Source organism: Planomonospora algeriensis (genome assembly GCF_977012225.1).
This window is the reverse complement of record NZ_CDRNDK010001097.1, coordinates 1-475: the sequence shown is the minus strand read 5'-3', so window position 1 is coordinate 475 and position 475 is coordinate 1. Positions and strand designations below refer to the sequence as shown.

Below are 475 nucleotides of genomic sequence, written 5' to 3'. Positions count from 1 at the left end.
AGCAGGCGTCCGGTCACCGACAGCACGCCCAGCAGCCCCGCCAGCGTGGCGGCCAGGGCGGGAGGGTGGCCGAGGTGGACGAGGTAGGCGATCAGCAGGACCGCCATCACGGCCGCGGCGCCGCCGCTGGCGGTGAAGGCGGCGACCAGCAGCCAGAACGGGCGGCGGCGGACGGCTCGGCCGACGATCCCGGCGCGCTGCTCGGCCGCGGCGGGCTCACGCGCGGCACGGGTACGGCCACGCAGCGCGAACGCGTGCAGCGGGACCGCCGCCAGGCCGTAGAGCAGGGCCAGGACCACCAGGGCCTGGCGCCAGCCGTACCGCTCCACCAGCAGCCCGGACAACGGCAGGAAGATCGTGGAGGCGAACCCGGCCACGACGGTCAGCGCCAGCAGCGCGCCGGCCCGGCCGCGCTCGTCACCGTCGAACCAGGCCACGATGACGGCGAAGGCGCTCTGGTAGAGCACCATCGCGC

The 475-nt window shown here is 76.0% G+C and carries 1 protein-coding gene; it reads right to left on the bottom strand.

Translation table 11 applies throughout. The annotated features are described in order from the left end of the window. Positions 1–475, bottom strand: a 475-nt coding sequence (locus ACWJ6R_RS37985) for an MFS transporter (RefSeq protein ID WP_449066802.1), incomplete at both ends; no start/stop codon positions are given.